We start from the raw sequence: 25,204 nt of genomic DNA on the forward strand, positions 1-25,204 counted from the left end.
CCCGCGGTGCGGCGCTGCCGCATGCGGCTGTCACATCACCCCGTTAGAGTCGCCCCTTCTTTCGGGAGGGGAGTCCTGCATGACGCTGTCGGTTTCCGGCGCAAAGCGCCGCGTGTTCGCCGCCGTACTCGCACTGACGCCATGGGCGGCGTCGGCCGAAGTCTTCATCAACGAGATCCATTACGACAACACCGGCAGCGATACCGGCGAACGCGTTGAAGTCGTCGCCACCGCCGGCGAGAACCTCGCCAGCTATCGCCTGTACCTCTACAACGGCTCCACGCCGTCCGCCGCGACCTACTACGACAACGACCTGTTGCCGGCTGGCAGCACGGTCACCTGCGGCGGCAGCGTGCGCATCGCCACGCTCAGCTACGCGGCCAACGGCATCCAGAACGGCGCCAACGACGCCATCGCGCTGGTCAATGGCAGCGGCCAGGTCGTGCAGTTCCTCAGTTACGAAGGTGCGGTGACGGGCTCCAACGGCCCGGCCAGCGGCCTCACCAGCAGCAACCTGCCGGTGTCGGAGAACGAGTCGCCCAGCAACACCTCGCTGCAACTGGGCGGCACGGGCACCGGCTACGGCCAGTTCACCTGGCGCGCTTCGGCGACGCAGACCTTCGGCGCCTGCAACAACAGCCAGAGCTTCAGCGCACCCAATCCGCCGCCGACGGTGGTGTCCACGTCGCCCATTGATGGCGCCACCGGCGTCGCCCCGGCGACCGACCTGGCCGCCACCTTCAGTGAGGCGGTCACGCTCGCGAGCGGCGCGTTCTCGCTGCAGTGCACGCAGTCCGGCGCGGTCGCGCTGACCTATCCCGCCAGCGGCACCAGCTTCACCATCACCACCGGCGCGACGCTCGCGGGCAGCGAGTCGTGCACCTTCACCATCGACGCCACCAAGGTCACCGACACGGGTGGCGCGAAGCTGGCGCAGAACAAGGTGGCGACCTTCACCGTCGCCGCCAGCGGCGGCACCGGCTACTACGCGCACGTCAACGCCAGCAGCGCCAGCCAACTGCGCTGCTCGCTGCACGAGACGATCAAGAACCACACCGCTTATCCGTACAGCGGCGGCACCACCAACACCTGGAGCATCCTCGAGATCGCCGACGAGGATCCCAACAACGCCGGCCGCATCCTCGACGTGTACCGCAACCGCAGCTACATCAAGGGCAGCGAACGCGCGGGCACCGGCACCGGCCTGACCTACAACCGCGAACACACCTGGCCGAACTCGCTCGGCTTCGGCACCGCGACCGGCGACAAGGGCCTGCCCTACTCGCCCTACACCGACACGCACATGCTGTACCTGAGCGACGCGACCTGGAATGCCGACCGCGGCAACAAGCCCTACGCCGACTGCACGCTGGCCAGCGGCTGCGGCGAGCGCGCCACCGAGGCGAACAACGGCTTCGGCGGCGGCAGCGGCATCTACCCGGGCAACTCGAACTGGGTGAAGGGGCCGGACGGCAACAGCGGCTCGTTCCAGGTCTGGGGCCACCGCAAGGGCGATGTCGCGCGCGCGGTGCTGTACATGGCGATCCGGTACGAAGGCGGCGTCGACCAGAACGGGCAGGGCGAGCCGGACCTCGAAGTCACCGACGACCGCAGCAAGATCGTGATCACCTCGGCCTCGCCGGCCTACATGGGCCTGCTCTCGACCCTGCTGGCCTGGCACCAGGCCGACCCGCCCGATGCCGGCGAGCGCGAACGCAATGAAGTGATCTACAGCTTCCAGGGCAACCGCAACCCCTTCATCGACCATCCGGAATGGGCCACGTCGAGCCTCTTCACCTCGGCCAAGCCGGCCAGCTGCCAGTTGAACTGAGCCCACCGGGCCCGCTGACGAAGAGCCCGGGGGCGACCCCGGGCTTTTCCGTTGGTGCGGCAAACAGGCCCGATGGCGCGGGCCGCTACAATCGCGCCATGTCCGTCCTGCTTGCCTACAGCACCTGCCCCGATGTCGCGAGCGCCGACCGGATCGCGCGGACGCTGGTCGCCGAACGCCTCGCCGCCTGCGTGAACCGGCTGCCCGGGGTGCACTCGACCTACCGTTGGCAAGGCGAGATCGAGCAGGCCGCCGAAGTCATGCTGCTGATCAAGACCACGGCCGACCGTCTGGACGCCATGACCGCCCGGCTGCGCAGCCTGCATCCCTACGAACTGCCCGAGCTGGTCGCGGTCGAAGTCCGCTCCGGCCTGCCCGCCTATCTCGAATGGGTAGTGGCCGAGACCGCCCCCACCTCCGCCCAAGGCAGCTAGATCCGAATGTCCGTTTCCGCCCTGCGCCTGCGCGCTCTGCGTCCTTTCCTATATCGCGTGCTCGCCTCTGCCGCGCTCCTCGCAGCCTGCACGGCGCCCGCCTGGGCCGCGCCCTCGTGCACCGACCGTGACAACCTGCTGCCGGTCGAGTCGGCGTTCGTCCTGTCGACACAGGCGATGGCCAGCGATCGCATCGAACTGCACTGGACGATCGCCCCGGGCTGCTACCTCTATCGGCACCAGCTGCGCATCCAGAGCGATGGCGGTTTCGAGGCCGCGCCGCCACAGATCCCGGCCGGCGTGCCGCACACGGACGAGATCTTCGGCCGCGTCGAAACCTACCGCGATGACCTGACGGTGGTGCTCGCGGGCAAGGCACGCGCCGCCACGACCACGCTCAAGGTGCGTTACCAGGGCTGCGCCGACGCCGGCATCTGCTACCCGCCGCAGACGCGCAACGTGACCGTGTCGTTGCCCAAAGCCGTGGCTGACGACGAGCCGGTCGTCGCATTCGGCAACAACGCCGCACGCGGCGTGCCACTGGGTGGCGGCCTGCTGGGCAAGCCGGGCGCGGCTGCGGTCGACGCGGCCGCGTTGCCGGCGGAACAGGCGTTCGCCTTCGAGGCGATCGTCGGCGACGGCAACACGCTGCTGCTGCGGTTCACGCCCGCACCGGGCTATTACCTCTACCGCGACAAGACGACCCTGAAGTTCGATCCGGCCGCCACCCGCGCCGGCATTGCGCCCGGCGCGCCCAAGTGGCCGGCGGGCACGCGGCATCACGACGAACACTTCGGCGATGTGATCGTGTTCTTCGACCAGGTCGATGTGCCGCTGCCGCTGCTGCGTACGCGCGGCGGCGCCGCCAAGGTGGCGGTGACGGCTACGTTCCAAGGCTGCCAGACCGACGGGATCTGCTACCCGCCGATGGCGCGCACGGTGACGCTGGACGTCCCGGCGGGGACGATCACGCCCAAGGCGGAGTCCACCGCCACGCCCTTGCCCGCCGACGCCACCGCGACCGCTTCGGCGACAACGGGCGAGGGCGAGGCTTCGACGCCGGCCGGGTCCGCCGCGAGCGAGGCGACCGCTGCCAGCGCGCCGACAAAACCGGGCGATGCAGCAACCCGGCGGCATGCGGACCTCAACCTTTTCACCGCCCTGCTGCTCGCACTGCTCGGCGGCATGGTCCTCAACCTGATGCCGTGCGTGCTGCCGGTGCTGTCGCTCAAGGCACTGTCGTTGGCCGGCAACGGCGAGGATCCCGCGCGCGCGCGCCGGCATGCGCTCTGGTACACCGCCGGCGTGGTCCTCAGCTTCATGCTGCTGGGCGGGCTCGCGCTGGGGCTGCGGCAGGCCGGGCTGGCGTTGGGCTGGGGCTTCCAGCTGCAACAGCCGGTGGTGGTCGCGACCCTCGCGTTGCTGATGTTCGGCCTGGGCCTGAGCATGTCCGGCGTCTGGCACGTGGGCGGCCGCTGGACCGGCATGGGCCACGCACTCACCACGAAAACCGGGCCGCTCGGCGACTTCTTCACCGGCGTGCTGGCGGTCGTCGTCGCTACGCCGTGCACCGCGCCCTTCATGGGCACCGCGCTGGCCTGGGCATTCACCGCTCCGACCGCGGTCGCGCTGCTGGTGTTCCTGGCGCTGGGCCTGGGCCTGGCGCTGCCGTTCCTCGTCATCGGCTTCGTGCCGGCGCTCGCCCACCGCCTGCCCCGACCGGGCGCGTGGATGGAAACCTTCAAGCAGGCGCTCGCCTTCCCCCTGTACCTTACCGCCGCGTGGCTGGCCTGGGTGCTGGCGCGCCAGCGGGGCGCCGACGCGATGGGTTGGTGGCTGCTGGCCGCGGTGCTGCTGGCCTTCACCGCCTGGGCCTGGACCCGTGCGCGCACCACCGGCCACCGTTGGGCCATGGCCGCCGCGGCATTCGCCGCTGTCGCCTTGATCTGGCCGTTGCGAGCGATCCATACGCTGCCGCGCCCGGCGGCAACCACGATCGCCGCGCCGAACGAAGGCATCGTCGCGGTGCCCTTTACCGAGCAGCGCCTGGCCGACCTGCGCGCCAGCGGGCGCGTCGTCTTCGTCAACGTGACCGCCGACTGGTGCGTGACCTGCAAGGCCAACGAGCGCGCGGTCTTCCGCACAGATGCCTTCCGCGATGCCATGGCCGCCACCAATGCGGTGTACATGGTCGGTGACTGGACCGACGTCGACCCGGCGCTCACCGCGTTCCTGCAGCGCTTCAAGGCGGTGGGCGTGCCGCTGTACGTCGTGTTTCCGCGCAATGGCGGCGAGGGCCGGGTGCTGCCGGTCGTGCTGACCGGCGACTCGGTGCGCGAGGCGCTGGCCGAAGCGGCGCGATGAAGCTGGGACCCACCGGCAAGCTGCTGCTGGTCGCTGTGCTCGCGGGCGGACTGGGGGTGGTGGCCGGCCTCTGGCGCAGCGGGCCGGGGCCACTGATGCACACCGAGGTGGGCCAGCGCGTCCTGCAGGAGGCCATGTCGGCCTCGGCCCCGAAGCCCCCGGCCGGGCTGAAGATCGCCGAACGCGGGCAGATCGTGCCCGCATTCGCGCTGCACGCCCTCGACGGCGCACCTGTTGCCATCCCGGCGGCCTATCGCGGCCGCCCGGTGCTGCTAAATCTGTGGGCCAGCTGGTGCGGTCCGTGCGTGCGGGAAATGCCCGAGCTCGAGCGTTTCGCCCGCAAGCAGGGGGCGAACGGCACGCAAGTGGTTGGCATCGCCTTGGATGAGGCCGACGCGGTACAGGCCTTCCTGCAGCGCATCCCCGTGAGTTACCCCGTATTGATCGATGCGCCAGGTGCCAGCGACGCCGGTGTCCGCCTCGGCAACCCCAAGGGCGTGCTGCCCTACTCGGTGCTGCTGGACGGCGACGGACGCGTCCTCAAGCAGAAGATCGGACCGTTCGAAACAGGCGAAATCGAGGCGTGGGCGCACTGATCCGCGCGGAAACCGCCAAGAGCGTCGCGGTTCTAGAGTGACCGCTCCAACAACTGGTTAACTCCGTCCAACTTCGCCGATACGGTAGCGAACGTCTGGACACGCCGAAGGCCTTGGGCCACACTCCCGGCCTTCGCTCTCCGGACCCGCCCCGCCATGGCCAAGTTGCTGGTCCTGCACGGCCCCAATCTCAATTTGCTCGGCACGCGCGAGCCGGAGGTCTATGGCACGACCACGCTGGCGCAGATCGACGGCTATCTCCGGCAATTGGCGGACAAAGCCGGGCACGAACTGCACAGTTTGCAGAGCAATGCCGAGCACGAACTGGTCGAGCGCATCCAGGCCGCGCGCGACGACGGCACCCGCTTCATCGTCATCAACCCGGCCGCGTTCACCCACACCAGCGTGGCGATCCGCGACGCGCTGGCCGCAGTAGCTATTCCTTTCATCGAAGTACACCTGTCCAACCCGCACGCGCGCGAACCGTTCCGCCACACCAGCTATTTCAGCGACCTCGCGCTGGGGGTGGTCGCCGGCTTCGGCGCCGACAGTTACCGCTACGCGCTCGACGCGGCGCTCGCGCGGCTGCATTGACGGCTGCGGCCGCCTCCCACCTCTTTTCCATTTCCAAAGTACCCAGAGGCCCACCATGGACCTGCGCAAGATCAAGAAGCTCATCGACCTGCTGGAAGAGTCGAACCTCGCCGAAATCGAGATCAAGGAAGGCGAAGAGTCCGTGCGCCTGGCGCGCACGCCCAAGGGCAGCGTCGCCATGGCCGCGCCGATGATGCAGATGCAGGCGGCGCCGGCCGCCCCCGCCCCGGTCATGCCGATGGCGGGCCCGACCGACGCCGCCAGCGGCGGCACGCCCAAGGGAGGGCTCGACCTGCCGCCGGGCCATGTCGTGCGCGCGCCGATGGTCGGCACCTTCTACGCCTCGCCGGCGCCGGACAAGCCGCCGTTCGTGGCGCAGGGCCAGTCGGTCAAGCAGGGCGAGACCCTGGGCATCATCGAGGCGATGAAGATGTTCAACCCGATCGAAGCCGACGTCGCCGGCACCATCGTCAAGGTGCTCGTCGAGAGCGGCCAGCCGATCGAGTTCGACCAGCCCCTGTTCGTGATCGGGTGAGCGAAGGCTGCGCGCGGCGCCCGCCGCGAGCCCGCGAACGCCAGTCGACCGTGTGGCCGACCGGCCGGAACGAATTCCAGAATCCATGAGATCCACCCATGCTCGATAAAGTCGTCATCGCCAACCGTGGCGAAATCGCGCTGCGCATCCTGCGCGCGTGCCACGCGCTGGGCATCCGCACGGTCGCGGTGCATTCCACCGTCGACCGCAACCTCAAGCACGTCGCCATGGCCGACGAATCGGTGTGCATCGGCCCGGCGCCGTCCACCGACAGCTACCTCAACATGGCGCAGATCATCGCCGCCGCCGAGGTCACCGACGCGCAGGCGATCCATCCGGGTTACGGCTTCCTCAGCGAGAACGCCGACTTCGCCGAACGCGTCGAGCAGTCCGGCTTCATCTTCATCGGCCCCAAGGCCGACACGATCCGCCTGATGGGCGACAAGGTCGAAGCGATCCGCGCGATGAAGTCGGCCGGCGTGCCCTGCGTGCCCGGCAGCGGCGGCCCGCTCGGCGACGACGCCGCGACCAACGTCAAGATCGCGCGCGAGATCGGCTATCCGGTGATCGTGAAGGCCGCCGGCGGCGGCGGCGGCCGCGGCATGCGCGTGGTCCACACCGAGGCGCACCTGAGCTCGGCGATCGCGACCACCAAGACCGAGGCCAAGGCCGCGTTCGGCAACGACATGGTCTACATGGAGAAGTTCCTGGAGAACCCACGCCACGTGGAGATCCAGGTGCTCGCCGACGGCCAGGGCGGTGCGATCCACCTGGGCGAGCGCGACTGCTCGATGCAGCGCCGCCACCAGAAGGTCGTGGAAGAAGCGCCCGCGCCGGGCATCACGCCGGAGCAGCGCGCGGAGATCGGCAAGGTCTGCGTGGAGGCGTGCAAGCGCATCGGCTACCGCGGCGCCGGCACGTTCGAGTTCCTGTACGAGAACGGCCGCTTCTACTTCATCGAAATGAACACCCGCATCCAGGTCGAGCATCCGGTCACCGAAATGGTCACCGGCATCGACCTGGTGCGCGAGCAGCTCAACATCGCCGCCGGGCACAAGCTGTCGCTGAAGCAGGAAGACATCGTCCTCGAAGGCCACGCGATCGAATGCCGCATCAACGCGGAAGATCCGGAAACCTTCATGCCTTGCCCCGGCCTTATCCAGCACTTCCACGCGCCGGGCGGCCCCGGCGTGCGCGTCGACAGCCACATCTACGAAGGCTATCGCGTGCCGCCGAACTACGACTCGATGATCGGCAAGCTGATCGTGCACGGCCCCGACCGCGAGACCGCGATCGCGCGCATGCGCGTGGCGTTGTCGGAAATGGTCGTCGACGGCATCAAGACCAACATCCCGCTGCAGCAGCGGATCCTGTCCGACGCCGGCTTCCAGCAGGGCGGGCAGAACATCCACTACCTCGAGAAGCGGCTGAAGGAACAGAAGGAAAAGTCGATCTCGATGGCGTAAGCCAACACGGTTGCGACACATGCGAGCCCGTCTGTCACCAGGCGGGCTTTTTTCCGTGTCGCCCGCGCCCGCCTCAGCGATGGCCTCGGGCGGTCCGGCCCGGCCAGCCAGTCCCCACCGCGCGCTGCGGCGCGCCCATTCGCAGCGCGACTCCAAATGGGCCGCGGCGCGGGATAATGCGCGCCAGTTTCCGCGGCGCGCGCCCATGCCCTTCCTCGAGCTCTCCCTGCCCTGCACCGAAGCCCGCCAGCCACGCTACGAGCGCGCGCTGGAAGATGTCGGCGCGCTTGCGGTCACGCTGGCCGACGCCCACGCCGACGCCCCGGACGAGCAGGCGATCTTCGAGCCGGGCGTCGGCGAACAGCCGCTGTGGGGCGAACTCATCCTGACCGCGCTGTTCCCCGAGGACACCGACGGTCTGGTGCTGCTCGCCGCGCTGGAAGCGTTCGACGAGGAGCTCGACTGGACCCAGGCGCGCTTTCGCAAGGTCGAGGACCAGGACTGGGAGCGCGCGTGGATGGACCAGTACGTGCCGCTGCGCTTCGGCGCGCGCACCTGGATCGTGCCGTGGAACAGCGAGTTGCCCGAGGACGCGCAGGCGGGCGATGCCGCGATCGTGCGCCTGGATCCCGGCCTCGCCTTCGGTTCGGGCACGCATCCCACCACCGCGTTGTGCCTGCAATGGCTCGACCAGCTGGCGGCGGCGAACCAGCTGCAGGGACAACGCGTGCTCGATTTCGGCTGCGGCAGCGGCATCCTCGCATTGGCGGCGCTCAAGCTCGGCGCGGGACAGGCGGTCGGTGTCGACAACGATCCGCAGGCGCTCATTGCCACGCGTGACAACGCGCAGCGCAACGAGGTCGCCGAGCGTCTCGCGGTGTACCTGCCCGAGCACGAACCGGCGGCCACCTATCCCATCGTGGTCGCCAATATCCTTGCCTCGGCCCTGGTGGCGCTCGCCGACACGCTGACCGCGCGCGTGGCGCCGGGCGGGCGGCTGGCGATGTCCGGCATCCTCGCCGGGCAGGAAGACGAAGTGATCGCGCGCTATGCCGGCAATTTCGAGAACCTGAAAGCGGAGCGCCTCGAGGACTGGATGCGCGTCACGGGCACGCGGCGCCGCGGCTGACCGCGAACGCGCCGGCATGCTTGAATAGGCCCATGTTCGTCGCCTGCCCGCACTGTGGTTTCCTCGTCGCCGCGCACGGCGCCGCGACCCAGCGCTGCCCGCGTTGTGGCAGCACGATCGACCCCAGGCTGGCCAAGCCGCTGGTGCGGACCGATGCAGTGGCGCAGGCGCCGGCATCGGCGCCTGGCGTCGCCACCACCACCGACGATGCCGCGCCTGCGGCCACCGCTGCCGCGCAAGCGGAGAAGCCACGCCGTCGCCGCGGCATGCACGCACCGAGCTTCGCCCGCCTGCACGCGCCCGCGCCGGTGCGGGCGACGCACTGGCGCAACTGGCTGGTCATCGCGGGCCTGGCGTTGCTGCTGGGCATACAGATCCTGCTGTCGCAACGCGAATCGCTGGCGGCGGATGCGCAGTGGCGGCCGCTGATCAGCGGCGCGTGCTCGGTCCTGCATTGCGACGTGCCGGCGTGGCGCGAACCTGCGGCTTTCACCATGCTCCAGCGTAGCGTGCAGCCCAAGCCGGGCGAGCGCGGCGTCCTGCACGTCAGCGCGAGCTTCCGCAACGACGCACGCTGGGAACAGCCGTGGCCGACGGTGCTGCTGACGCTGTCGGACATGGACGGGCGCCAGGCCGGACAGCGCGCGTTCGCACCCTCGGACTACCTGGGCAAGCGCGAAACCGGTCGCATCGCGCCGGGGCAAAGCGCCACCATCCAGCTCGACGTCGTCGAGCCCGCACAACAGGTTGTCGCGTTCACTTTCGATTTCATGTGACCGGCGCGCGGCGTCAATCGCGATCTGCGACGGCGGCGCCAGTTCTTGTTGTTGCCTGCGACGGCGCCGCGCTAGACTCCCCGTCCCGTTGCGCCGGCTGGCCCCGCGACGGACGAATTCCGGGGGGAACCGCTTGAACGCCGCTGCCGATCGCCACGATCAACGCTCGAAACCGCGCCCCCCGCTGCGCGACCACGTCGCCACTTCCATTCGCCGTTACCTCGGCGACCTCAACGGCAGCGGCACCGAGAACCTCTACGAGATCGCCTTGCGCGAACTCGAGATCCCCTTGTTCATCGAAGTGCTCGCGCACTGCGACGGCAACCAGAGCCGCGCTGCCTCGATGCTCGGCATCCACCGCGCCACGCTGCGCAAGAAGCTGCGCGAATACGGCCTCGAGCAATAGGCCGCTGCCAGCCTGGGTTGGGCGCAGGGCTCATCCCGGCACCGCGAACCAGTAGCGGGTGAAGTGGAAGAACACCGGCGCCGCGAAGCACACCGAATCCAACCGGTCGAGCATGCCGCCGTGGCCCTCGATCATGTGGCCCCAGTCCTTGATGCCACGGTCGCGCTTGATCGCCGACATCACCAGCCCACCGAAGAAGCCCATCACGTTGACCACCAGCGCCATCCCGGCCGCCTGCAGCGGGGTGAACGGGGTGATCCACCACAACGCCGCCCCCAGCGCGGTGGCCGAGAGCACGCCGCCGACCAGGCCTTCGACCGTCTTCGAGGGCGACAGCCTCGGCGCGACCAGGCGCCGGCCGGCGAGCTTGCCCCACACGTACTGCAGCACGTCCGAGGACTGCACCACGATCACCAGGAACGCGATCAGCAGCAGGTTGCCTTCGTAACCGGGAATCTTGAGATTGAGCAGCGCCGGCACGTGCGAGATGCAGTACACGCAGATCATTAGCCCCCACTGCACCTTGGCCGTGCGTTCCAGGTAGCGCGTGGTATCGCCGCCGGAGGTGGCCAGGATCGGCAGGAACAGGAACGCATAGACCGGAATCAGCAGCGTCGCCAGCCCGTACCAGCCGGTGTACACCAGCCAGTACTGCCACGGCAGCACCACGTAGAACGCCGCCACCAGCGCCCAGTAATCGCCGCGCCGGGTCGGGGTGAGGGTGATGAACTCGCGCAGCGCGAACAGCGACACCAGCGCGAAGAACACGGTGACACCGGCGCGCCCCAGCGCGAACGCCGCGCCGACCAGCGCCGCCATCACCCACCACGCGCGGATCCGCGCGACCAGGTTGTCGACCACGGAACTGGGCCTGCCGCGGGTGCGCCAGCGCAGGAACTCGGCGATCAGCGTGGCCAGCAGCAGGACCCCGGCGATGCCGAGGAACAGCCATTGCATCCGCGATCCGGGCAGCGTCTGCGCGTGGAAGGCAACGTGTTCGTTCATGCCGCGCGCTCCTGCGCCTGGGCGACGAATTCCGGCGGCGCCAGCGCCAGCAGCGCATCGCGCGCGCGTTGCAGGAACGCCGCCTTCTCCTCGCCCGCGTGCAGGCGCAGCGGCTCGCCGAAGGTCGCGGTGCACAGCAACGGCAGCGGCAGCACGCGGCCCTTGGGCATCACCCGCGCCAGGTTGTCGAGCCACACCGGCACGAACTCCACCTCGGGGCGCTTGCACGCCAGATGGTAGATGCCGCTCTTGAACGGCAGCAGCCCGTCGCCGGGATTGCGCGTGCCTTCGGGAAACAGGATCAGCGAGGCGCCGCCGTCGACCGCCTCGCACAGGGTCTCGATCGCATCCTTGCTGCGCTTGTCGGGGTCGCGCTCGATCAACACCCCGTTGAACACGGCGTTGATGATGTAGCGACGCAGCGCGTCGCGGTTCCAGTAGTCCGCGCCGGCCACGGGCCGCACGCGGCGGCGCAGCGCCGGAGGCAGCGCCGACCAGATCAGGACGAAGTCGCCGTGGCTGGCATGGTTGCCGTAGTACACGCGCAACTCGTCCGAGGGCGCACAGCCGCGCCACAGGCCGCGCGCGCCGGTCAGGGCGCGGATGGTGAAGCTGATGGAACGGGCGATCAGGCCTTCCAGCATCGTTGCGGTGTCCTTTGGTCAGTTCGGCATGCGCAGCCAGTACAGCGTGTAGCCCGCGACCCACAGTCCCAGCCACGTCGCCAGCACCGCGCGCGCGCCGATCCGCGGCGTGGCCCAGCGCGCGATCAGGTGCGCAAGCAAGGCGAAAACCACGAAGCGCGCGCCGCGCGCGAGCACGCTCAGCGCCACGAACAGCGGCAGCCCCACGAAGCCCGCCGCCTGCGCCGCGTAGAGCTTGTACGGCACGCCGCTGAAGGCCCCGACCAGCGGCGCCCACACGCCCAGTTGCTGCCAGCGCGCACCGATGCTGTCGATCAGGCCGGGACTGATCGCCGGCAGTGCGTCGAAGGCCGCGCGCACGGCCTGCGGATCGCGCGCGCCCCACACGTAGACGAGCGCGCCACCCGCCATCGCACCGGCGATCGCGCAGGCAACCGCGACCAGGCTTTCGCGCCACGAGCGCAACGCGACGCGGGTGATCCACACATCGGGAATGACGAAGAACAGCGTCGCCTCGGCGAAGCCCCACAGCAGGGCGATCGCGCGCCAGCGCCGGAACCTGCGCCGACTCGCCGCATCCATCGGCTCCCTCACGCCGCGTCCCGCGCCTGGCGCAGTCCCGCGCGCACGCGGTTGGCCACCGTGGCCGCGCACAGCACGCAGGCGACGCCCAGCACGATCGCCACCCACGCCCCCGCAGGCACGCCGCAGGCCAGCAGCAAGCCGATCGCGCCGACCACGAAGGCGCGATCGCTCTTGCCCATCGGCCCGTCGTAGCGCCGCTGCGCCCCGACCATCACCCCGAGCACGCCCGCGTACTCGGTCAGGGCCGCGAGCCAGGCGAACAGCCACGGCAGCCACGCGGGCAAGCCGGGGATCGCTAGCAACGCCAGGTACAGCGCGGTATCGGCGATCACGTCGCACAGTTCGTTGAGGTACGCGCCCAGGCGCGACTGCTGGCCGAACTCGCGCGCCAGCATCCCGTCGATTGCATTGAGCGCCATGCGCACGAACATCCACGCCGGCAGCAGCGCGAACCACAGCGGCTGGGCGGCGGCCACGCGCCAGACCACGGCGGCCACGGCCAGCGATACCAGCATCGCCAGCACGGTCACCTGGTTGGCAGTGACACTTGCGCCATGCAGGCGCCGCACCAGCGGCCGCAGCAAGGCCTGGAAGCGTCCCTTCAGTGCGTAGATCGATGCCAAGGCCCCATTTCCCCAATTGGTTCCGTCGGGGCGCAGCTTAACGTTTCGTTCCATCTGCGCGCAGCGGCGGGTGCGCTCGCGGCGTTTCGTTTTGGCGTAGGCACGGGATCGGGCAGAACGCGCTTGCACCCGAGCGGCGGCGCGCTTCAGTCCAGCGCCGGGCCTCCTGCGACCCCGCCGTATAATTCCGCCTCTTTCTCCGCTTCCCCCGCCCCCATGACCACCGACCGCCAGCCCGGCACGCCTGTCAAAGTCAGCCGTGCCCTGCTTTCCGTTTCCGACAAGACCGGCCTCATCGACCTCGCCAAGGCCTTGGCGGCGCGCAACGTGGAGTTGCTGTCCACCGGCGGCACCGCCAAGGCGATCCGCGACGCCGGCCTGCCGGTCAAGGACGTCGCCGATGTCACTGGCTTCCCGGAAATGATGGACGGCCGCGTCAAGACCCTGCACCCGATCGTGCACGGCGGCCTGCTCGGCCGCGCCGGGCTCGACGACGACGTGATGGCGCAGCACGGCATCGGCAGGATCGACCTGCTGGTGCTCAACCTGTATCCGTTCGAGAAGGTTTCGGCCGACCCGGCCAGCACGATGGAAGACATCGTCGAGAACATCGACATCGGCGGCCCGGCGATGCTGCGTTCGGCCGCGAAGAATTTCGCCCGCGTCGCCGTCGCCACCGATCCGGCGCAGTACGCCGGGATCGTCGCCGAGCTCGCCGCGAACGACGGCGCGCTTTCGGCGCAGACGCGCTTTGCCCTGTCGGTGGCCGCGTTCAACCGCGTCGCCCAGTACGACGCCTGCATCAGCGACTACCTGTCGGCGATCAACCAGGATGGCTCGCGCGCGCTGTTCCCGGCGCAGCAGAACAGCAACTTCGTCAAGGTGATGGACCTGCGCTACGGCGAGAACCCGCACCAGCACGGCGCGTTCTACCGCGACCTGTGGCCGGTGCCCGGCACCCTTGCGACCTTCACCCAGCTGCAGGGCAAGGAGCTGAGCTACAACAACCTCGCCGACGCCGATGCCGCGTGGGAATGCGTGCGCCAGTTCGAGCAACCCGCGTGCGTGATCGTCAAGCACGCCAATCCCTGCGGCGTCGCCGAGGGCGCCGGCTGCCTGGATACCTACGAAGCCGCGTACGCCACCGATCCGACCTCGGCCTTCGGCGGCATCATCGCCTTCAACCGCACGCTCGATGCCGCCACCGCGAAGACCATCCTCGACCGCCAGTTCGTCGAGGTGCTGATCGCGCCGGACTACGAGGCAGGCGCGCTGGACTACGCGAAGAAGAAGGCCAACGTGCGCGTGCTGCGCATCCCGCACGGCGCTGGCAAGAACAACATGGATGTGAAGCGCGTCGGCTCGGGCCTGCTGATGCAGACCGCCGACATCCGCGAAGTGACCCCCGACGAACTCAAGGTCGTCACCAAGGTCGCGCCGACGCAGGAGCAGCTCGGCGACCTGCTGTTCGCCTGGCGCGTGGCCAAGTTCGTCAAGTCCAACGCGATCGTCTACGCGAAGAACAAGCAGACCGTCGGCGTGGGCGCCGGCCAGATGAGCCGCGTGTATTCGGCGCGCATCGCCGGGATCAAGGCGAACGACGCGGGCCTAGTGGTGCCGGGCTCGGTCATGGCGTCGGACGCGTTCTTCCCGTTCCGCGACGGCATCGATGCCGCCGCCGAGGCGGGCATCAAGGCGGTGATCCAGCCCGGCGGCTCGATGCGCGATGCGGAAGTGATCGCGGCGGCGGACGAGCACGGCATCGCCATGGTGTTCACCGGCGTGCGCCATTTCCGGCATTGAGGCCGATCGCAACGCCGGCATCGTGCCTGCCGCGCGAGGGCTCCTGGCCAGGAGCTGGTGTCGGCGCGCGGTTCCGCAACAAACGTAGGATGGGTTGAGCCGGTGGCGATACCCATGCCATGTCCCAACGACGGGGCGCGCCGCGTTCTACTCGATATCGGTGTCGCTGCGCTCAACCCGTCCTGCAGACGAAGGATGTGCCCATGAAAGTCCTGGTCATCGGTTCCGGCGGTCGCGAGCACGCCCTCGCCTGGAAGCTCGCGCAATCCGCGCGTATCAGCGAGGTGCTCGTCGCCCCGGGCAATGCCGGCACCGCGACCGAACCCCGCTGCCGCAACGTCGCCGTCGCCGCGAGCGACCTCGACGGCCTGCTGGCGCTGGTGCAGGAGGAAGGCGTGGCGGTCACCGTGGTGGGGCCGGAGGGCCCGCTGGTGGCGGGCGTGGTCGACAAGTTCCGTGCCGCGGGCCAGCGCATCTTCGGACCCACGGCACGCGCCGCGCAGCTGGAGGGCAGCAAGGCCTTTGCCAAGGACTTCCTCAAGCGCCACAAGATCCCCACCGCGCACTACGCCGTGCACACGCACATGGACGAGGCGCTGGAATACGTGCGGATCAAGGGCGCCCCGATCGTGATCAAGGCCGATGGCCTGGCCGCGGGCAAGGGCGTGATCGTCGCGATGAGCCTGGCCGAGGCCGAGGCCGCGATCACCGACATGCTGGGTGGCTACGCATTCGGCGCCGCGGGCGCACGCGTGGTGATCGAGGAATACCTGGAAGGCGAGGAAGCCAGCTTCATCTCCATGGTCGACGGCAAGACCGCACTGCCGATGGCCACCAGCCAGGATCACAAGCGCGTCGGCGACGGCGACACCGGTCCCAATACCGGTGGCATGGGCGCGTATTCGCCCGCGCCGGTGGTCACGCCCGAGGTGCACGACCGCATCATGCGCGAGGTGGTGCATCCCACCGTGCAGGGCATGGCCGAGGACGGCGTGCCGTTCACCGGGTTCCTCTACGCCGGCCTGATGATCGACCCGAGCGGTGCGCCCAAGGTGATCGAATTCAACGTGCGCTTCGGCGATCCGGAAACCCAGCCGGTGATGATGCGCCTGGACAGCGACCTGCTCGACCTGGTGGAAGCCGCCACCGACGAGCGCCTGCACGAGGCCAGGGCGACCTGGAATCCGCGGCCCAGCCTGGGCGTGGTGATGGCGGCGGAGAACTACCCGGGCACGCCGCGCCTGGGCGACGTGATCAACACCATCGACGCCCCCGAACTGGACGACACCAAGGTGTTCCACGCCGGCACCAAGCTGGAAGGCGAGCACATGGTGACCTCCGGCGGCCGCGTGCTGTGCGTGTGCGCGCTCGGCGACAGCGTGGCCGAGGCCCAACACCTCGCCTACGAAGCCGTCGCCGGCATCTCCTGGCACGGCGAATTCCACCGCCACGACATCGGCTGGCGCGCGATCGAACGCGAGAAGGCGTTCGCTTGAGGCCGTTGGCCGTCACAAACAACGGTCAGCGCCAGCAACAGCTAAGTTCCTTCTCCCCACTGCCGGGGAGAAGGCGGCGCGCGAGCAACCCGCTCCGCTAGTGCACAGTGCCGCCCGACGGCTGCGCTTCCTCGTCCGTCGCCGGCTGCAGCTGCTGCACCAGTTCCTCCAGCGCCGAGATCTCCGCTTCCAAGGCGTCGTGCAGCTCGCCCTGGCGCGTCATCAACTCCTCGATGTTCTCGGCCTGCTTGAGCTTCTTGAGCTCGCCGTCGAACAGCAGCCACTGCGCCGTCAACCGCTCCACGTTGTTCTTCGAGTAGTGGCGCATTTCCTTGAGCTGGGCGAGCGTGTCATTGACGCGCTCGAATGGCGTCTTGGTTTCCGCGGACATGGCGACCTCCTCTTGCAGGGTTCATCGCAGGGTAGCCACGCGAAGCTGGCCGGAAACGAAATGGCGCGCGCAAGCGTGGACGCAACGTGAAAACCCCGGCGTTTCAGCGCTCGGCCACTTCGCCCTCGCGGAGCGGGCCGGCGACGGCCTGCATGCGATAGGTGTTGCGGCCGGCCTGCTTGGCCGCGTACAGCGCGGCATCCGCGGCCGCCAGCAGCGTCGTGGTCTCCGTCGGCGCGGTCGCGAAGCCGATGCCGATGCTGGTGGTGACCGTGAGCGCGGTGCCGCCGACGTCGATGCAGTGGTGCATCTCCGCGATCAGCTTGCGCGCGATCGACTCGGCCGCGGCCGGCAGCGTCGCGTCCTCGACGACGACCACGAATTCGTCGCCGCCCAACCGCGCCACCAGGTCGGTCGCGCGCACGCAGCGCATCAGCCGCGCCGCGAACGAGCACAGCACCTTGTCGCCCGCGGCGTGGCCCCAGGTGTCGTTGATGCGCTTGAAGTGGTCGACGTCGAGGAACATCAGCGCGACCGGGGTGCCGTGGCGGCGCAAACGCCCCAGCGCCAGGTCCAGGCGTTCGTCGAGCTGGCGGCGGTTGGCCAGGCCGGTCAACGCATCCACGCGCGCCAGCCGCTCCAGTTCCCTGCGGCTCGCCTCCAGCGCCTGTTCGGCGGCGACGCGCCGGCTAATGTCGCGGCCGGTGTAGATGATGTCCATGCCGCCGCCGTCGGTGCTCGGGATCGTGCGCGTGACCGCCTCGATCCACACGTAGTGACCGTCCTTGTGCTGCACGCGGTAGGTGGCGGTGCGCGCCTCGCCGCTGGCGATCACCTCGTGCATCGCCTCGAGCTGGCGGGCGCGGTCGTCCGGATGCACCAGGTCCCAGCGCGATCCGAGCATCTCCAGCGGCGTCCAGCCCAGGATGTCGCGCGCGGACGGGGACACGTACAGGCGCTGGCCATCGGGCCGCATGCGCACGATCACGTCGTGGGAATAGTCCGCGAGCAGGCGGTAGCGCAGTTCGCTCTCGCGCACGCGGGCGTTGAGGCGCTTGCGTTCGGACATCGCCAGGGCCACCGGGATCGTCATCAGCGAAGCGCCGGCGATGTACAGCTGCAGCAGGACGACGTGGCCGGCGGTGCCCAGTTCCGGCACCAGCATGATCGGACCGCGCCCGAGCGTGGTGGCGACGCTGCCGATCACCCCGACCAGCAGGATGCCCACCGCCACGCCGGGGAAGCGGAAGCGGAAGGCCCCCATAAGCAGCGGCGGATACACCAGGAACAGCACCGGGTAGCGCACGCTGAACACGAGCAGGCTGACCACGGCTACGAGCAGCATCGTGGAGGCGAACGCCAAGCCGCGCCCGTCCGCGGAGAACAGGCTGCGACCCTCGCGCTGCAACACCAGCGTGCTGGTGCCGCAGATCACCATGCCCACCACGTGCGCTGCGTACCAGGTGAGGAAGCTGGTGCCGAACCGGCCCTCGTTGAGCGCCAGGTTGACCGCCGACGCCAGCAGGCCGGACACCGCGCACGCCAGCAGGGTGGCCGCGGTCGCGATGCCGCCCAGGCGGATCCAGTGCTGCGGATCGCCGATGTCGGGCACGCGGCTGCGCACCGCGCCGGCGATGACCAGCACCTCCACGAGGTTGCAGGCGGCGATCGCGAAGGCATACACCGCGCCGTCGCGGGCGATCAGTCGCGCCAGCACTTCCGCCGACAGCCCCGCGAGCACATACAGCGGCCACAGCGAAGTCGGCCGCGACAAGAGCCAGCCAGCGAGGATGCCGTTGCCGAACCAGACGGCCGCCAGTTCGCCGGGTCCGCGCGCGAACTGGATCGACAGCCAGCCCAGCACGAAGATGACCGCTGCCATGAGGAGGCAGTCTTGCCAGAACCGCGACGGTGCCGGAATGGCTTTACTCATGCCGACCTCTCTTCCAGAGAGTTGTGCGCACATGAAAACGCTGAGCGCGTTATTTGAAGTGATGACGCAGCGGCCAGCATCGGGCAAAACACCCAGAACGCGCATTCATGCGACGTCCTCTTCACCAAGCCGACCCGCGGCGGCATGTGAAAGCCGCCTTCACGTGACAGGAAGATGATTTTCCTTCCCCGGTCCCGAGATGCGCCCCGCCCCATGACACGTACCGGTGAAGACGAAGGCGGCCTGGTCAGCTTGCACCGGCCGCTGCATGCGTCCCTGGATGCGTTGCCGGTCGAGGAGCTGCCCCGCGCCACCGCGGCGGAACTGGAGCACGCGCTGGCCGCCGGTCGCGTCGGCGCCTGGCACCAGAACCTGGCTACCGGCGTGCTCACCGCCAGCGATATGTGCAAGGCCAACTTCGGCCTGCCGCCGGACGCGGCGCTGACGCTGGAGACCGGGATGCGGGTCGTGCACGAAGACGACCGCCCGCTCGTGCAGCGCGCGCTCGACGCCGCGCTCGCCGGCGCCACCGAATACGACATCGAGCACCGCGTGGTCTGGCCCGATGGCTCGATCCACTGGATCCACGCCCGTGGCAGCGTGATCGGGCCGAGCCAGCCGCACTGCCTGCACGGCGTGACCGTCGACATCACGCGGCCGCGACGCGCCGAAGCCCTGGCACTGGCGCAGAACGCGCTGCTTGAGCGCGTGGCGCTGGGCCACCCGCGCGCCGAGTGCCTGCGCGCCGTCAACGACGCCATCGCGGCGCTCGATCCGCACGTGCGCGGCTGCTTCGTGCTCACCGATGCAGGCCGCACGCGGGTGATCGAGGCCGTGGCGCCGTTCCCGGCCGATGCGATCGCGCAGCTGTTCGCGATGCCCGTGGGCAACGCCTCGTTCGGCACCTGCTGCGCGGCGATCTGCCACAACCGCCCGTTCGCCAGCCGCGACATCGAGCAGGACGACGCCTGGCAGGCGGAATGGCGCGCGCTGTGCCTGGCCCACGGCGTGCGCGCGGCCTATTCGGTGCCAGTGCTGCGCCCGAACGACGGCGTCGCGATCGGCTCGTTCTGCATGTGCCTGGACGAGGCGCGCCCGCCCGAGGAATGGGAGACGCAGATCGCGGTGTTCGGCGCGCAGCTGGCCAGCACGCTGGTGGAGCGCGACCGCGTGATCGAGGCACTGCATGCGGGCGAGGCGCAGCTGGCCCGTGAGCTCGCCGACGCACGCATCCTCCACGAGGTCAGCGTCGAACTGGTCGCCGAGGACGACGTCGCGGAGATCTACGAGAAGATCGTCGACGCGGCGTGCGCGATCATGCATTCGCAATGCGCCAGCCTGCAGATGCGGCATGGGCCCGACCGCCTGCAGTTGCTCGCGCACCGCGGCTTCACGCCCAAGGCCGCCCAGGGCTGGCAATGGGTCGAAGCCAGCTGCGCGACCTCGTGCGGACAGGCCCTGAGCACCGGGCGCCGCATCTCTTACAGCGACGTGCGCACCATGGTCGACACACTTGGGCCCGAGCTGCTGGAGACCTACCGCGATACCGGCATCGTGGCGATCCAGACCACGCCGCTCAAGTCGCGCACCGGTCGCGTCGTCGGCATGCTGTCCACGCACTGGGCGTATCCGCACCATCCTTCCGAACACGAACTGCGCCTGCTCGACATCCTCGCCCGCCTCGCCGCCGACCTGATCGAACGCCGGCAGACCGATTCGGAATTGCGCGAGGGCGACCGCCGCAAGGACGAGTTCCTCGCCATGCTCGGCCACGAGTTGCGCAACCCGTTGGCGCCGCTGCGCAACGCCTTGCACCTGCTGCGCATGGAAGGCGCGGCCAGTGGCGACGATCGCGCGCTGTACGACATGATGGACCGCCAGCTCAACCAGCTGGTGCGGCTGGTCGACGACCTGCTGGAGGTGTCGCGGATCACCCGCGGCCACATCGAGCTGCGCCGGCGCCACAGCGCCCTGAGCGACATCGTCACCACCGCGGCCGAGACCAGCCGGCCACTGCTGGATGCCTACGGCCACCGCTTCAGCATCGACCTGCCCGAGCAGCCCGTGGTGCTGGACGTGGATCCCATCCGCATCGCCCAGGTGCTGTCCAACCTGCTCAACAATGCCGCCAAGTACACGCCTGCCGGCGGCAACGTCGTCCTGCGCGCGCGCATCGCGGGCGGCAAGCTGCGCATCAGCGTGATCGACGACGGCACCGGCGTCGACCCGCGCCAGCAGGCGGCAATCTTCGAGCTGTTCACCCAGGGCGAGCACCGTCGCCACCAGGCCCGTGGCGGCCTCGGCATCGGACTGACCCTGGCCCGCAACCTCGTGCTGCTGCATGGCGGCGCCGTGTCGGTGCAGAGCGAGGGCATCGGCAAGGGCAGCGAGTTCATCGTCGAACTGCCGCTGTCCGACGCGCGCGCCGCGGTCGGCGAGCCCGATCCGCCGCGCATCGAGCCCAGCGCACGATCGCGCCGCATCCTGATCGTCGATGACAACAGCGCCCACGCCGATTCGCTCGCGCAGCTGCTGTCGCTGGGCGGCCACGAGGCGCATACCGTCTACGACGGCGACGACGCCCTGTCGGTGTTCGAGGCCATTGCCCCGGACGTCGTATTGCTCGACCTGGGCATGCCGGGGATGGACGGCTGCGAAGTGTGCCGGCGCCTGCGCGCGCTGCCGAGCGGGCGCGACATCGTGATCATCGCGGTGACCGGCTGGGGCCAGCAGGCGGACCGTGCGCGCACCGCGGCGTTCGGCTTCGACGCGCACCTGGTCAAGCCGGTGAATCCACTGGAAATCCTGCAGCGCCTGGAGACGGCCTGAGCGATAGGCCGCGCGCTGCCTGGGAAGCCGGTGGGAATGCCGGCACCCGCCGCGGCGACGGATCGATGTCCGAATACGGCCGGTATCGCCGCGCACGCCGTGCGACGCTTGCGCCTTCGACCTTCCCAACCCTGAAGCGCCATGCACCAGGCCGACCGCGCCGCCGACTTCCGCCGCCTGCACACGCAAGGCGTCCTGCTCCTCGCCAATGCCTGGGACGCCGGCAGCGCGCGCCTGATCGAGAGCCTGGGGGCCGCCGCAGTGGCGACCACCAGTGCCGGCGTGGCCTGGAGTTGCGGTTACCCCGATGGCGACGCCCTGCCCTTCGCCAAACTGCGCCAGGCGGTCGCGGAAATCGCGCGCGTGCTGCGCGTGCCGCTGAGCGTGGACGTGGAAGGCGGTTATGCCGACGATCCCGACGCGGTCGCCGCGCACGTCGTGCAGCTGGCCGAGCTCGGCGTGGTCGGGATCAACCTGGAGGACGGCCGCGGCACGCCCGAGATGCTGTGCGCCAAGATCGTGCGCATCAAGCAGGCGCTGGCCGCGCGTGGCTTCGACGTGTACGTCAACGCGCGCACCGACGTGTACCTGCGCGCGCTGGCGCCGCCGCTGCAGCGCGTGGCGGTGGTGCTGGAACGCGCCGCGCTGTACCGCGAGGCCGGCGCCGACGGCCTGTTCGTGCCGGGCCTGGCCGAGGCGGCGGAGATCCGCGCGATCGCCGCGCACGCCGGGCTGCCGCTCAACGTGCTGCTGCGGCCCACGCTGCCGCCGCTGGCCGAACTCGAAGCGCTGGGCGTGCGCCGGCTCAGCGCGGGCTCGGACCTGGCCGAAGCCGTGTTCGCGCACGCCGCAAATCTTGCGCGCGGCTTCCTCCGCGACGGCCGCGCGGTGGCGGCGCCGCGGACGGACTACGGTGCGCTCAACGCGCTGCTGGCGCAGCGCTGATGCTCAGCTGTTGAGCGAGCGGACCGCGCCCTTGAGCCCGGCCTTGGCCTTCTCCGCGATCATGAGGTTGGCGGCGGCGTCGGACTGCTTCCACGCCTCATAGGCCTCGTCGAGCTGGGCTCGTTCCTCCGCGGAGAACATCTCGCGCGCCATCTTGAACATGGTCTTCTCTTCTTCCTTGGCGTGGTGGTCGACCAGTTCGCCGAACACCTTGGTCCGGCCGGCGAATTCCGGCGTGCCCGGCTCGGCCGCGTGCACTTCCGGGATCACCGAACTTTCCACCGCGTGGTGCTCGGCCAGCGCCTCGGCATGCGTCTGCAGGCCGTCGCGATCGGCGCGCTCCTTGAATGCGGGATAGAACACCTGTTCCTCCCATTTCGCGTGCGGCAGCAGGCCGGCCTCGATCTCCTCGAGCAGGCCCTCACGCTTCTTCACGCCGCGGTCGGTGGTTTCCTTCAGCTCAGCGAACAGCGCGCGCAACGCGTCGTGCTCGTCTTTCAGCGTCTTGAGGATGTCGCGTGCCATGGCTGCTCTCGCTTGATGCGGGACATCCACCTTCGCTCCGCGGCGGTGGATGGAGCGTGTACACCTACGGCCGCTTGCCGCGTCACGACGCGCCGTTGGCCAAGGCCTGCGCGTCGTACACGCGGTAGCGGTTGCGCCCGGCGGCCTTGGCCTGGTACAGCGCGACGTCCGCGTTGTTCATCAGCTGCTCCATGTCGCCGGCATCGCTGGGGTAGACGCTGATGCCGATGCTGCCCGACACCTGCGCCCGGCCGTCGCCGATCTCCACCGGCGTCGCGAGCTCGTGCAGCAGCTTTTCCGCGACCACCACCGCGGCATCGAGCGAATGCGCGGTCGGCTGCAGCACCGCGAACTCGTCGCCGCCCAGCCGCGCCAGCAGGTCGGTGGTGCGCAGTGCCGCGCCCATGCGGTGGGCCAGTTCGACCAGCAGCGCGTCGCCGGCCTGGTGGCCGAGCGAATCGTTGACTTCCTTGAACCCGTCCAGGTCGATCAGGTGCAGCACAAGCAGTTCGTCATGGCGTTGCGCGGTGCCCAGCATGTCGGCCATGCGCCGGTACAACTCGGCGCGGTTGGGCAGGCCGGTGAGCGCATCGACGAAGGCGAGGCGCTCGTATTCGTCCTCGCGCAGCTTCTGCTCGGTCGCATCGCGCAGGATCTTCATGAACGCGACGTGCGCACCCTGCACCCGCACCGGATACATCATGCCGTCGGCCCAGAACGTGGTGCCGTCCTTGCGCAGGTGCCAGCGGAAGTCGCCGGCGCAGCCTTCCTTGCGTGCCTTGCGCATTTCCCGCGCCGGCACGTGGTTCTTGCGATCGAGCGGCACGAACAGCTGGTCGGTGCTGGCCCCCACGATTTCTTCCGCGGCGTAGCCGAAGATCCGTTCCGCACCGGTGTTCCACAGCATCACGTGGCCATGGAGGTCGGTGACCACGATGGCGTGGCTGCTCGGACTGTCCAGCAACGCCTGCAAGAGCTCACGGTCGTCCAACGCTGTCGCCTGCATGAACTGATGGGATGGTTCTCCTGCGGCGGCTAGTGGCCCGTGAAGCAGACGCCAAATCGCACTGAAGCATTCAGCCGAGGTGCCTGAACCCGTCGTTGCGCGGCCTTCACTGACGCGACGCATACGAGGCTTCGGCGAGGCTCGCATCGTCGACCGCAAGCCAAGCTCCAACTGCCTGCATGAAGAACGTACTGATCGTTGAGGACGACCCCCTGCTCGCGCTGATGCTGGGCGACGTACTGGTGGACGCCGGATACGACGTCGAGCATGCGGCCAACCTCACCCAGGGCGAGGAACTGCTGGCGGCCGGACCGATCGACGCCGCGATCCTCGACATCCGCATCGGTGGCGGCGTGTCGTACCCCTTGGCGCGCGCGCTCGATGCGCGGCGCATTCCCTACCTCTTCGCCTCGTCGATGCGACGCATCGACATGCCTCCCGACCTGCGCTGGACGCCCCTGATCGGCAAGCCGTACACGCCGGGCCAGGTGATCACCGCGCTGCAGGCGCTGTGCGGCGACATCTGCACGGGCGCGGAAAGCCCCGCCGCCGTGCGGCAGGGCCATCCATCGGTCTGAGTCGGCGCCGTGCGCGCTAGCGCGCCGGCGCGCTGCCCGGCGGGAAGTCCGCGAACATCTTCGCCACCGCCACCTGGATGTCGGCGGTCAGCTTTTCGGGCTTGCTCGGCACGGTGCCTTCGGCGGTGCCGCGCCAGATCGCCTGCTGGGTCTTCGCATCGAACATGTCCAGGACCAGCGTGCCGACGGTGTAGCTGCGCACGCGGGTGGTGTTGAAGCCGGCGCGCATGCCCCACGACGGGCCCCATCCACGCCAGCCCCAACCGCCCCAGAAGGGATCGTCGTAGAAGGTGTCGAGTTCGTATTCCTGGCGGCTGGCGACGTGCGCGGCCAGGACCACGTCGCCGCCGGCCGGCGCCAGGGTCCAGCCTTTCGCGCGCAGCTGCGCATCGACCGCATCGACGATGCGCTGCGCGACCAGCGGCGGCGCCTTCTCCGCCTTCTCGCGCCAGCTGTAGCTGTGGTACTGGCCAAACTGCGCGGCCGGGTCGTGGTCCGTGTACACGCGCGGGGTGGCGCACGCGGACAATACCAGCAGGAGGACTGGCAACAAGATCGGGGCGAGCATGCGTTTCATGGTTCTGCTCCGGTGAATGGGCGTCCATCGAGACGGCGGCTCGCGTGCCCGCGCGCCGCGGGATCGCGGGTCTGGATCCTGACCCCAGCTTCCGCGCGCCAGGGTCGTGCCTTGGTGAACGCGGGCTGCGCCG

24 protein-coding genes are annotated in these 25,204 nt (G+C 69.4%); 15 read left to right on the plus strand and 9 right to left on the minus strand.

Features of this window, described 5'->3' with window-relative positions:
- Positions 1 to 79 precede the first annotated feature (79 nt).
- The 10 genes from BP05_RS12515 (at position 80) to fis (ending at position 10,131) form a co-directional block, all read left to right on the plus strand.
- Entirely contained in the window at positions 80 to 1,831 is a 1,752-nt protein-coding gene (locus BP05_RS12515) for an endonuclease (RefSeq protein WP_496363942.1), read from the plus strand.
- Between the two features lie 98 nt (positions 1,832 to 1,929).
- On the plus strand, positions 1,930 to 2,265 hold the full coding sequence (cutA, locus tag BP05_RS12520) for a divalent-cation tolerance protein CutA (protein ID WP_496363944.1): 336 nt from the start codon (positions 1,930 to 1,932) through the stop codon (positions 2,263 to 2,265).
- Between the two features lie 27 nt (positions 2,266 to 2,292).
- Positions 2,293 to 4,629: a protein-disulfide reductase DsbD family protein gene (locus BP05_RS12525; RefSeq protein ID WP_496364444.1), complete on the plus strand. Its 2,337-nt coding sequence runs from the start codon at positions 2,293 to 2,295 to the stop codon at positions 4,627 to 4,629.
- Positions 4,626 to 5,225 (plus strand): TlpA family protein disulfide reductase, encoded by a 600-nt coding sequence (locus BP05_RS12530; RefSeq protein ID WP_496363946.1) that lies wholly within the window; start codon positions 4,626 to 4,628, stop codon positions 5,223 to 5,225. The genes BP05_RS12525 and BP05_RS12530 overlap by 4 nt, the downstream gene beginning before the upstream one ends.
- Positions 5,226 to 5,381: 156 nt before the next feature.
- The gene (aroQ, locus tag BP05_RS12535) at positions 5,382 to 5,819 is read left to right on the plus strand and encodes a type II 3-dehydroquinate dehydratase (RefSeq protein WP_496363948.1); all 438 of its coding nucleotides are present in this window, start codon (positions 5,382 to 5,384) and stop codon (positions 5,817 to 5,819) included.
- Between the two features lie 55 nt (positions 5,820 to 5,874).
- The gene (gene accB / locus BP05_RS12540; protein ID WP_496363950.1) at positions 5,875 to 6,354 is read left to right on the plus strand and encodes an acetyl-CoA carboxylase biotin carboxyl carrier protein; all 480 of its coding nucleotides are present in this window, start codon (positions 5,875 to 5,877) and stop codon (positions 6,352 to 6,354) included.
- A 98-nt stretch (positions 6,355 to 6,452) separates the two neighbouring features.
- Complete coding sequence (gene accC, locus BP05_RS12545) at positions 6,453 to 7,820, plus strand: acetyl-CoA carboxylase biotin carboxylase subunit (RefSeq protein WP_496363952.1); 1,368 nt, start codon at positions 6,453 to 6,455, stop codon at positions 7,818 to 7,820.
- 205 nt (positions 7,821 to 8,025) lie between these two features.
- Entirely contained in the window at positions 8,026 to 8,949 is a 924-nt protein-coding gene (gene prmA, locus BP05_RS12550) for a 50S ribosomal protein L11 methyltransferase (protein ID WP_496363954.1), read from the plus strand.
- 32 nt (positions 8,950 to 8,981) lie between these two features.
- A complete protein-coding gene (locus BP05_RS12555; protein ID WP_496363956.1) occupies positions 8,982 to 9,725 on the plus strand; it encodes a DUF3426 domain-containing protein in 744 nt (247 codons plus the stop codon).
- A 133-nt stretch (positions 9,726 to 9,858) separates the two neighbouring features.
- A complete protein-coding gene (gene fis / locus BP05_RS12560; protein ID WP_496363958.1) occupies positions 9,859 to 10,131 on the plus strand; it encodes a DNA-binding transcriptional regulator Fis in 273 nt (90 codons plus the stop codon).
- Positions 10,132 to 10,161: 30 nt separating this feature from the next.
- Here the strand turns inward: fis and BP05_RS12565 are convergent, their stop codons facing one another.
- From BP05_RS12565 to BP05_RS12580, 4 genes are read right to left on the minus strand one after another with little or no spacing between them, the layout of a single operon-like run.
- Complete coding sequence (locus tag BP05_RS12565; RefSeq protein WP_496363960.1) at positions 10,162 to 11,136, minus strand: phosphatidate cytidylyltransferase; 975 nt, start codon at positions 11,134 to 11,136, stop codon at positions 10,162 to 10,164.
- Positions 11,133 to 11,780, minus strand: a complete 648-nt coding sequence (locus tag BP05_RS12570; RefSeq protein ID WP_496363962.1) for a lysophospholipid acyltransferase family protein — start codon at positions 11,778 to 11,780, stop codon at positions 11,133 to 11,135. The genes BP05_RS12565 and BP05_RS12570 overlap by 4 nt, the downstream gene beginning before the upstream one ends.
- Before the next feature lie 18 nt (positions 11,781 to 11,798).
- A complete protein-coding gene (locus BP05_RS12575; RefSeq protein ID WP_496363963.1) occupies positions 11,799 to 12,362 on the minus strand; it encodes a hypothetical protein in 564 nt (187 codons plus the stop codon).
- Between the two features lie 8 nt (positions 12,363 to 12,370).
- Positions 12,371 to 12,988, minus strand: a complete 618-nt coding sequence (locus BP05_RS12580) for a CDP-alcohol phosphatidyltransferase family protein (RefSeq protein WP_496363965.1) — start codon at positions 12,986 to 12,988, stop codon at positions 12,371 to 12,373.
- A 216-nt stretch (positions 12,989 to 13,204) separates the two neighbouring features.
- Between BP05_RS12580 and purH the strand changes: the two genes are divergently transcribed.
- A complete protein-coding gene (purH, locus tag BP05_RS12585) occupies positions 13,205 to 14,791 on the plus strand; it encodes a bifunctional phosphoribosylaminoimidazolecarboxamide formyltransferase/IMP cyclohydrolase (RefSeq protein ID WP_496363967.1) in 1,587 nt (528 codons plus the stop codon).
- Positions 14,792 to 14,994: 203 nt separating this feature from the next.
- Complete coding sequence (gene purD, locus BP05_RS12590; RefSeq protein ID WP_496363969.1) at positions 14,995 to 16,287, plus strand: phosphoribosylamine--glycine ligase; 1,293 nt, start codon at positions 14,995 to 14,997, stop codon at positions 16,285 to 16,287.
- A 97-nt stretch (positions 16,288 to 16,384) separates the two neighbouring features.
- On the opposite strand, the gene BP05_RS12595 is transcribed toward purD, so the two are convergent.
- Both BP05_RS12595 and BP05_RS12600 read right to left on the minus strand, forming a co-directional pair.
- Entirely contained in the window at positions 16,385 to 16,678 is a 294-nt protein-coding gene (locus BP05_RS12595; RefSeq protein WP_496363971.1) for a hypothetical protein, read from the minus strand.
- Positions 16,679 to 16,781: 103 nt separating this feature from the next.
- Complete coding sequence (locus BP05_RS12600) at positions 16,782 to 18,560, minus strand: diguanylate cyclase domain-containing protein (protein WP_496363973.1); 1,779 nt, start codon at positions 18,558 to 18,560, stop codon at positions 16,782 to 16,784.
- A gap of 264 nt (positions 18,561 to 18,824) precedes the next feature.
- Here BP05_RS12600 and BP05_RS12605 point away from each other — a divergent pair, with 264 nt between their 5' ends.
- Together BP05_RS12605 and BP05_RS12610 are read left to right on the plus strand one after the other, a co-directional pair.
- Positions 18,825 to 21,440: a hybrid sensor histidine kinase/response regulator gene (locus tag BP05_RS12605; protein WP_496363975.1), complete on the plus strand. Its 2,616-nt coding sequence runs from the start codon at positions 18,825 to 18,827 to the stop codon at positions 21,438 to 21,440.
- A gap of 141 nt (positions 21,441 to 21,581) precedes the next feature.
- Positions 21,582 to 22,385: an isocitrate lyase/PEP mutase family protein gene (locus BP05_RS12610; RefSeq protein ID WP_496363977.1), complete on the plus strand. Its 804-nt coding sequence runs from the start codon at positions 21,582 to 21,584 to the stop codon at positions 22,383 to 22,385.
- Positions 22,386 to 22,388: 3 nt separating this feature from the next.
- Here BP05_RS12610 and BP05_RS12615 read toward each other — a convergent pair whose 3' ends face one another.
- Together BP05_RS12615 and BP05_RS12620 are read right to left on the minus strand one after the other, a co-directional pair.
- Positions 22,389 to 22,910 (minus strand): hemerythrin domain-containing protein, encoded by a 522-nt coding sequence (locus BP05_RS12615; RefSeq protein ID WP_496363979.1) that lies wholly within the window; start codon positions 22,908 to 22,910, stop codon positions 22,389 to 22,391.
- Positions 22,911 to 22,992: 82 nt separating this feature from the next.
- Entirely contained in the window at positions 22,993 to 23,916 is a 924-nt protein-coding gene (locus tag BP05_RS12620) for a diguanylate cyclase domain-containing protein (protein ID WP_496363981.1), read from the minus strand.
- A gap of 179 nt (positions 23,917 to 24,095) precedes the next feature.
- Here BP05_RS12620 and BP05_RS12625 point away from each other — a divergent pair, with 179 nt between their 5' ends.
- A complete protein-coding gene (locus tag BP05_RS12625) occupies positions 24,096 to 24,494 on the plus strand; it encodes a response regulator (RefSeq protein ID WP_496363983.1) in 399 nt (132 codons plus the stop codon).
- Positions 24,495 to 24,510: 16 nt separating this feature from the next.
- Here the strand turns inward: BP05_RS12625 and BP05_RS12630 are convergent, their stop codons facing one another.
- A complete protein-coding gene (locus BP05_RS12630; protein WP_496363985.1) occupies positions 24,511 to 25,071 on the minus strand; it encodes a DUF4136 domain-containing protein in 561 nt (186 codons plus the stop codon).
- Positions 25,072 to 25,204 lie beyond the last annotated feature (133 nt).

The organism is Lysobacter oryzae DSM 21044 (assembly GCF_059568595.1).